Genomic DNA, 6458 nt, shown 5'->3' with positions numbered 1-6458 from the left:
TTTGGGCCCGGCTCCCGTGAAGAGCACATTCCCGGGATGGAAGTCGCGGTGCAGAAAGCAGCCTTCGTACGGCGGCGGATCGCGGCGGATCACGTCCACGGCACGCTCCCACAGGTGGCCGTCCGGGGACCGGACACGCTCCGGGGACGTCCACGCCTGGTACGTGCGCGGTCTTTCGGCCGGTACGACGCCGTGGACGCGGACGAGCTGGGCTGCGAGCAGGTCCAGACGCCGGTCGAGGTCGTCCTCGTCCACACGGACGCGACCCGGCAGCGCGGACATCAACAGGGTCGGGTGGTCGCAGTGTTCGGCCGTGGCATCCACGGCTACGAACTCGGGCGCCGGGATGCCTTCCTGCCCGGCGAGCAGCGCCAGGACGGACGCCTCGCGGGCCAGCAGACCGGGCCCTGCGTGGCGGAAGAAAGGCTTCACAAAGGTCCGTTGCACAAGGTCCGTGGCGTCGTCGAGCGTGAGTCGGCGCATCTGGGAGCTCCAGCCACCGGACAGGAGGCGCAAGTCGGTGACCGAGCGGCCGTCGACGAGCTGCTTGGCCACCCACTCGCGGGTGGCCGTCCAGCCACGGTCGTCGAGGCCGGTCAGCACGGCCTCCACGAAGTCCCGCCGGTCGTCGCCGTGGTCGCGGAACCACATTCCCAGCTGGTGCTGTGCGTCCGGAAGGTCGAACCGCGTGTACTGGGCGCGCGCGGTCAGCGCGTCCTGTACGGACTCGGTCACCGCGGGCGGGATCACCGCGTCGGTGCCCGGCACGGCGAGCACAGCCCGTCCCTCGTACGCCTGCAGCACCTGAAGCGCGGGTGCCTCCCGCCAGCTGTCCGGCCGCCGGATAATACTGCTGAACCTGCCGTTCCCGTTTCCAAAGGGCACATCCCACACCTCGGCCGTATACACGGCGGGCGCGCACAGCCCCAGCGCCGCCACCCGATCCCCGTAGTACCGAACGAGGTCCGCCACTGTCTGCCCGCTCATGCTGAACCCCACCAGGACCAGCGGCCCATCCGCCCCCGCGTACGCGTCGATCACCGCGACGGCCTGCTCGAACCGTCGCAGCAGGCTTAACTCGCTCAGTTTGCCGGTGCTTTCGCCGTGCCCGGAGAAGTCGAAGGCGATTCCTCGACAGCCTTGGGCCACGAACTCCCGTACCAGCGGCAGCAGTCGCTCCGTGCTGCTGGTGCCTGCGCCATGCAGCACCACGGCGGTGACCCCGGAAGGATCACCGCCGTACACACCTCTGAGCCGTTCACCGTCGTGGTCGTGCGTGAAGTCGAAGAGCATGTCCCCTATTCACTCACGCCGTGGCCTCCGTCTTTCGAGAGTGTCACCGCCGGCATCCGACCCTGGTCTCCGCTCTTCGAGCGGCGGCTGAGATCGGCGGCGTACTGCGCGCGGGGGCCTCCTGCAACGACGGCCCAGCCAGCGGCCGCTCCGATGGAGACCCCGAGGACCTCGCTGAGGACGGCGGGAGGCATCTGTGCTGCGAGGTCCATCAGTGCGCTGTTTCGTCCGCGCCCCATCCCAGGCATCCCGTGCGCCTGGCGTGGTCTTTCACCAAAGGCCAGCCCGGAGGCGAAGCGCTCCGGCACGCCGTTTTGTCTGTCCTCCTCCAGACTTTGCATGTCGATGAGTCGCCTTCAATCCAGAGATACCCGCGGAGAGGCGGGGCCTTCCCCTGCGGGACCCCGAGGGCGGTGGCCGTGGCAGAATCCCCGCATGATGCTGATCCGAAAGGGCAATGCCGCGTAGGCGCCCAAGCGCTGTCCGCGCTGAGCGGTGGCGGCCCCAAAAACACGTGCTAGTACACCGGATCCCAGGCGTATCCGCCCGGACCCGGGCAGCGATCCGCCGGGTTGAAGCCGAGTTCATGTGGCCGAACGCCATCGCCAACGCTCTCAGCCGATTCGAGTGGGCCTTCAGACAGCCAGGACGATATCTGACCGGGCCTGGCGAGAGTCCTGGCATCGAGATCGAAGATGGCCGAGACGATCTGGAAGACGCCCTGAGACGCCTCCCCGCAGGAGCCCGAGCCGACCTGGGACGACTGGTGGAGCAAATAGACATCGAATTCGAGCGTCGCACCCTCCCGGACCCGGGCTGGGCGGGCGAATGGACAGCCGGGCGCTGGTGGTGGTGGCATATTCGGGAACGGTGACCCCAGCCGTTCCCGGCCGCCCAACCACGACGCGGACCGCACAGAGCTGATGGGCATCGGGTACCGATCAGGGCGCTGCAGTTCGCGATCAGTCGAGGGGGGGTCTCCTCGTGTGCGGCGACGATCGCGTCCACCCGCGCGGCGAGATCGAAGTCGGCCGCGGTGAGCTGACGTCCCACGTCGTGCGTCGTGAGGCCGAGCCGAATGCTGTCGATACGCAGGTCGCTGTCGGCGTGGTGCCCGATCCTGCGTTCACGGTCCGCGACGTGCACGATCACGGCAACACCAGCGTGGTGCCTCACGGCGTATGTGCGCGTGATCTCGTCTCCTACGTGTGCCCACCCCGGGAGCCCTTCCAACCGCTCGGCGATCTCCTCATCCGTGAGCGGAACCAGCCCCTGCGCCACGTCTATCCCCTCTCGGTCAGCGGGGCCAGAACCTCATCGAGGTCCCGGCCGATCGGGGCATCGTGCCGCGGCCGGATTTCTCTCCAGAGTGGCCAACTCCCGGCGCATGCGCACCGGCCTGGTCTCGACCGCGATGGTTGCCGCTGTCCGGGCAATCTCCACCGCCTGGTCCGGCTCCCCTGCCACCGCTGCCGCAGTCGTGTGACGGGCCAGATAGACCCCGCGGTCACGTCGGGCCGTCTCAGGCACCGCGTCAAGGACTTGAGACCAGAGAACACCGGCTGGTCCAAGTAGTCCTGAAGAGCTGTCGGAGGGCGTGGAGGTCGCACTGAGCCCCGCCCCCAGGAACACCACTGACCACATGCCTGGGTTTCTGCTGGCCACCAGCCTGGACACCGAACGCCACCTGGGCATCTCCATGGCCGTTGACACAAAGTCGCCCCTCTGAGGTGGTCGTCACCTGGGGTCCGGATAGCTCGCCGTTGCCTGGCGCGATGCCGAAACGAAGATGGCCTTCTGTCCGTGATCACGGATTTCCCACGCTTCCAGACCGCGCGGAACGGCTGCACTGGAAGGTGGTGTTGGGTCCACCCCTGTGGTGGTGCTGGACCGCTGGCAGGCCGAGCGGGCCTTTCATAGCGTCGTGCTCATGACGAATGCGACGAGCGAAGAACGAACAGGTGCCACCCGGCGGACAGCATTGCGCGGGCTGGGACTCGCGGTGGGGGGCGCGGCACTGGCCACCGGGCTGGGAACCTCGACGGCCGCAGCGGACCCGCGCCGCGGGCTCACCACCTACGTGCTGGTGCACGGTACCCACAGCGCCGGCGCGTTCTGGATGCCGATCGCGCGTGAGCTGACACTGCGCGGTCACCGCGTCGTCATGGTGGACCAGCCGCGGCATGGCGCCGAGGCTTTCGTGCCGGAGTCGTATCAGCGGCAGGACCTCGAAGCGATGGCAGCCGAGCTTTCCCCGCTGAAAGGCCTCGGGCTGGAGGACTATGAGGCGCGTGTCACGGGCATCGTGCGGCGGGCGGCACGGAACGGCCCGGTGGTGCTGGTCGGGCACAGCCTGGGTGGCGTATCGGTCAGCCGTGTCGGCGATGCCGTCCCGCATCTGCTGCACCACATTTGCTACATGGCGGCCTTCTGTCCCAGCCGTGTCCTGCCCACAGCGGACGCCTGCACGGCGGCACCCGAGAACGCGAACGCTGTCAGCCCGGTCGAGCTGACGGTGGGTGACCCGGACCGGCTCGGTGTACTACGACTGAACTTCCGGACAGGTGACGGCCGTGAGCTGGCCCTCCTGAAGGAGATGATCTGCGCGGACTACCCCGACGCCGAATTCCGCCGGATACTGGCCGGCATGCAGACCGACGAGCCCGTCGCCGCTTACGCGGGCCGAGCGGTCGGCCGGGCTGGTAGCTGGGGACGCATTCCCCGCACCTACCTGCGTTTCGGCAGGGACCGGACGATCGCCACCGCGCTCCAGGACAGAATGATCGCGGAAGCCGACGCGTTCACGCCCGGCAACAGCTTCCGCGTGCACGATTTTCCCGGGGCGTCACACGTCGGCCCTCTGGATCCCGTCCCGGTCGCAGAAATCCTGGACACGCTCGCAGGGTAGGGGGATCGGGCGCTCGAAGAAGTCGCAGGTCAAGAGTGTCTCTGCCCGGGAGCGCCGGAAGCCGGACAGGTCGTGGCCGAGCGGGCCGGGGAGTGGGGGCGATCCCTTCCAGGTTTCGGTGCAGGTGGCAGGTGTGCTTGGCGAGGTTCTGCTCCATCGCGAGCAGAAGGCCGGATCCATTGATCGACGGGAGATGTGCCTTCATGAGGATTCATTGCAGCATGTCGGCTGAGGCACTCGCAGGTGCCTTTTCCGTGCCTGTGAACGGGCTGTCCAGGGCTGGCCACTGGAGCAGAATGATCACGTTGGCGGCAAAGGTGAACCCGGGGTGCTTCCCCGAAGCTGCCGACAAGTGTCGAGTAGCTCTGCGTCACTGCCATCACGCGCTGTGATTCTCATGAATGACGGGATCCGCGACGAGGACGTCGCCCGCCTGTCCCCGCTCAAGCACAAGGGTCTCAGCTGCTCGGCCACTACTGCTTCGCCGCCTCCACCCCCGCCGACGGCGGTCCGGCGGCGGACTGCGCCCCTTGCGCGCCCCGGATGCGCCGGAGTTGTACGAGGACGAGGGGTCTGAGCACGCCTCCGTCGAAGGTGACACTGCGGGTTCTCAGCGCGGGTCCCTGCGCATGCACCATGTGCGGGGGCCGTTGTCGGGGAGCTGGACATCGGCTGTGACCTTGAAGCCGAGGCGCTCGTAGAATCGCACGTTCGCCTTGCTGGAGGTCTCCAGAAACGCTGGATACCCAGCGCGCTCGGCCTCCTGGACGCCGGGAATCAGCACCGCACTGCCGAGGCCCTGCCCCTGGGACTCGGGGGCGGTTCCCACGGTTTCCAGGAACCATCCCGGCTCCTGGGGCCGGTACGGGGCAAGGGCCGTGTCCGCGGACGCGGACACGGCGGCCCGGTCGCCGCTGAGTTCGCCCAGGATCGGCCCGACTTCGGCGAAGGCGGGCGAGGGATCCTGGCCGGGAACGGCCCAGACAGCCACGGCGCGGCCTTCGTCGGCGACCCAGACCCGGCCGTACACCATGCCGATGCGGGTCAGGCACAGCTCCTGGGACCGCCGGATCCGCCCCTCGTGATCGTCCGCTGCGATCACGTGCCGCGTGTAGGGGTAGTCGGCGAAGGCGCGGGCGAGGGTATCGACCGCGGTGGGAATGTCGGCGTCGGTGATGGTACGTACGACAGGGGCCCTTTGGTTCTGTGCCATGTTCACCAAGCCATCCTGACACCGGGTGAATCCCTCGCCAACGCGTTTTGACCAGGGGAACGTGACGCGGTTCCTACCGGCACCCCAAAACCACAGACGGCGAACAGCCGGTCACACCCCGAAGCAGACGGGCACCTCCCGCATTCCTCCACCCAGCGAGCAAGAAGTGTGCACCGATGGGGAGGGAAGGAGCCGGCGGGCACGATTGCCGGGCCAGGGGCGGGCAGCAGCTCCGGGAGCCGTAGCGGGTCGGGGGTCATGGCCCGGCTGAACTCCGCAGCAAGTTCCACGGCCAGGGTGAGCCGCTCGACCCCGGGCAGGTCCGATCCACGAGCGAGTCGGTCGGCGCAGGTCGTCGCGAAGGTGGTGAGACGCTCGTGGCCGACGGCAATCTCATCCAACGGCCATATCGCGGTGGCAAGTTGCCGAGGGTCGATCATGCCCCCCATGCGCAGGTCGGTACTGGTGAGGAAGGTGACGGAGGCGAGTACGCGCGGGACGCGCAGCGGCGTCACCATCTGGCGCATGAGCATGCGCAGGGCGGTCGAGCGGGAGATCGCGCAGGCCAGAGCGCGGCAGAGGCGGGCACCCGCCCGGCCCGCTAACTCCTTGACCACGGAGTTCAGTTGGTTGGTCAGGCGGTTGGTGCGGCGCTGGTAGCGCTCCACGGCGCCGGAAACCTGCTCGCGGAACGGCTGCCGCGGGCAGTCGAGTACCGGGCACACCAGGCGGCGGACCCGCACCGAGACGACGATCCGCCGTCCGTCCACCGGAACGTCCACGAGCACCCGCCCATGAAATCCGTGCACCCGCGCTGTTCGCGTCCCGCACGCGGGGCACGGCACCCGATCTGTCCCGGGTCCGCGCCGACACCCGGATGAACTCGCCCTCGCCCGTCACCCCCTCGATGGTCAAGGCCGACAATCCTGAAAACACCACCGTCACAAGCTCATTGACATCGCGCAGACCATGCCAACGACAACCGTCACCCTTCGCCACCACCGATTACGGGCCAGTGCCGCTCGTTTGACAGACCCGTGAGTG

At 68.2% G+C, this 6458-nt stretch carries 3 protein-coding genes and 2 pseudogenes; 1 reads left to right on the top strand and 4 read right to left on the bottom strand.

The window, feature by feature from the left end:
* Positions 1-1293: alpha/beta fold hydrolase (locus NBY69_RS30050; RefSeq protein WP_250305044.1), on the bottom strand; the 1293-nt coding region annotated here is incomplete at its 3' end.
* 972 nt (positions 1294-2265) lie between these two features.
* A pseudogene (locus tag NBY69_RS30045) lies at positions 2266-2574 on the bottom strand (4a-hydroxytetrahydrobiopterin dehydratase); the annotation flags it as partial.
* Positions 2575-3295: 721 nt separating this feature from the next.
* Between NBY69_RS30045 and NBY69_RS30035 the strand changes: the two are divergent.
* A complete protein-coding gene (locus tag NBY69_RS30035) occupies positions 3296-4201 on the top strand; it encodes an alpha/beta fold hydrolase (RefSeq protein ID WP_250305051.1) in 906 nt (301 codons plus the stop codon).
* A gap of 610 nt (positions 4202-4811) precedes the next feature.
* Here the strand turns inward: NBY69_RS30035 and NBY69_RS30030 are convergent.
* Together NBY69_RS30030 and NBY69_RS30025 are read right to left on the bottom strand one after the other, a co-directional pair.
* A complete protein-coding gene (locus tag NBY69_RS30030; protein ID WP_250305043.1) occupies positions 4812-5414 on the bottom strand; it encodes a GNAT family N-acetyltransferase in 603 nt (200 codons plus the stop codon).
* 485 nt (positions 5415-5899) lie between these two features.
* Positions 5900-6350: pseudogene (locus NBY69_RS30025) on the bottom strand (transposase family protein); the annotation flags it as partial.
* Positions 6351-6458: the final 108 nt, after the last annotated feature.

This window comes from Streptomyces sp. A 4/2, assembly GCF_940670765.1.
Taxonomy (GTDB): Bacteria; Actinomycetota; Actinomycetes; order Streptomycetales; family Streptomycetaceae; genus Streptomyces.
The sequence above is the reverse complement of the archived record's forward strand: the minus strand, read 5'-3'. Positions and strand labels throughout refer to the sequence as shown.